The organism is Halorubrum sp. Eb13 (assembly GCF_002252895.1).
In the GTDB taxonomy this organism is placed as follows: Archaea; Halobacteriota; Halobacteria; order Halobacteriales; family Haloferacaceae; genus Halorubrum.
Map to the genome: position 1 here is coordinate 1 of NZ_NHPE01000037.1, position 1369 is coordinate 1369.

Sequence of the window (1369 nt, forward strand, 5' to 3'; positions counted from 1 at the left end):
CGCTCGACGCCGGCCCGCTCCCGCCCGGCCCGCGGGTCGAACGGCTCCTGTACGGCGGGGCCGCGTTCGGCGTCCTGCTCGTCGCGCTCACCGTCCCGCTGCTCTGATCCGCTCCGAGGCCGGCATCGAGGCCTCGTCGAAGAATACCGTCTCCGTCAAGAACGGCGGGACGAATACGGAACGCGCGTGCAGCGTGTCTCGTTGGTCGGTTCCGAAATCGTCTCTGCCCCGGAGCGTCTCATCGACATATAGAGGATAAATATTTATGAACATCTCCGTAACATGTCGATATGGGAGACGTTCTCGCTTCGGAGATAGTCGAGGCTGTCGCTGACGCGGAAGGCGTCGAGCCCGCTGAGCTGGATTTCACCCTCTACGAATACGTGGAGCCCGATGCGATCGAGCTCTTGGCAGCAAACGAGGCGGCAACGTGGACGCTGACGTTCGAACTTCCGAAGCACGACGTAACCGTCACGAGCGACGGGCGGGTTCTCGTTGACGTGCTCGACGGGGACGCTCGAGAACCTGTTAGCACCGACGCGCCGGACCCGGAGACCCTGTGCAGCGAGGGTGACTGATTCACGGCCAGCCGGGTGGTAGTTCGTCGGCGTGATTCTCGATCAGTTCGAGAAGTGGCTCGATTTCGTCGAAGCGAGGGCCTTTCGATATCTCGCCGGTATTCCGGTCCCAGTCGATGTATCCCGCATCTTCCAACCGCGGCAGATGGTCGTGCGTGAGCCGAACTTCGGACGCGTCCGACTCGCTGGATCCCCGAAGCATCACGTCGTCCGTCGTCTCGATAGCTTCCCGTTTCAACAGCAGAAGGATCACGCGTCGACGGCGCTTGGACACGATATCGAGCAGTTGGTCTACCCGCGGACGCAAGAGGACGTTCTCGGATCCGGCCGTGTCTGACATACCACAACATATGTCGGGAATACGTATAGTCTCTCGTGAGACATCAGTAAGACAGCATGAACGTCATCTCCGAGACGGGGGCGGACTGTGGCCCTCTGCGGCGTCAGACAGGACTGTCACCAGCTCGCTTGCACCCTCTCCCGGTCGTCTCTGCCGTCGTTCGCGACGTGGCGGCCGAGGTGGGTCCCCGAACCGGACCGCCCGATAGCTGACGTAGTCGATTTTTCGATCATCGCATCCACCCAAATGAGCGACACTGTCCGGCGAGTCGACGGCGTCGCAGCGATACTCTTCTCACGGCTCTCGGCGATCGACCTCGCGAGCCTCAGCGAGTCCCGTTGGGCGAACGTCGCGACGTCCGACGCGACGCTCCGGGTCACGACCACCCGACCTATCCGTGGCGACCCGAATCGGGTCCGACGGCTCTCGGAGAACCTGTATCGGGTCGCCG

General features: G+C 62.5%; 3 protein-coding genes. 1 reads left to right on the forward strand and 2 read right to left on the reverse strand.

Annotated features, from left to right (window positions below):
* Window positions 1-290 precede the first annotated feature (290 nt).
* Window positions 291-578, forward strand: coding sequence for a HalOD1 output domain-containing protein (locus DJ75_RS04290; protein WP_176451417.1), 288 nt, complete (start codon window positions 291-293; stop codon window positions 576-578).
* A gap of 1 nt (window position 579) precedes the next feature.
* Here DJ75_RS04290 and DJ75_RS04295 read toward each other — a convergent pair whose 3' ends face one another.
* Window positions 580-918, reverse strand: coding sequence for a hypothetical protein (locus tag DJ75_RS04295; RefSeq protein ID WP_094522878.1), 339 nt, complete (start codon window positions 916-918; stop codon window positions 580-582).
* A gap of 116 nt (window positions 919-1034) precedes the next feature.
* The coding region (locus DJ75_RS18100) for a hypothetical protein (RefSeq protein WP_217900369.1) at window positions 1035-1369 on the reverse strand (335 nt) is incomplete at its 5' end.